Here is a 539-nt window from a genome sequence, read left to right on the forward strand (position 1 = left end):
GCATTAGTAAAGCTGAAATCAAATGCGGTTGATATCGTGGTATCTGACGTGCAAATGGCAGGTATGGGTGGCTTAGCGCTGCTTCGTAACATCAAACAAAATTGGCCGAACTTACCAGTGTTGCTAATGACGGCTTACGCCAATATCGAAGATGCCGTTTCTGCAATGAAAGATGGCGCGATTGATTACATGGCGAAACCATTTGCACCAGAAGTGCTGCTTAATATGGTAAGCCGTTATGCTCCTATCAAAAGTGATGACAACGGTGATGCTGTCGTTGCTGATGAAAAGAGTCTGCGCTTACTTGCTTTGGCTGACAAAGTGGCTCGCACTGATGCGAACGTGATGATCTTAGGCCCAAGCGGTTCAGGTAAAGAAGTGATGTCGCGTTACATTCACAAAGCATCAAACCGTAAAGACGGCCCATTCGTTGCGATTAACTGTGCGGCGATTCCTGACAATATGCTGGAAGCGACGCTATTCGGTTACGAAAAAGGTGCATTCACTGGAGCTGTTCAGGCGTGTCCGGGTAAGTTCGA

At 47.1% G+C, this 539-nt stretch carries 1 protein-coding gene; it reads left to right on the forward strand.

Going from position 1 to position 539, the window contains the following annotated elements:
* On the forward strand, window positions 1–539 hold a 539-nt coding region (locus R7R24_RS29890), incomplete at both ends, for a sigma-54-dependent transcriptional regulator (RefSeq protein WP_318120612.1).

It is taken from the genome of Vibrio sp. 704 (genome assembly GCF_033339295.1).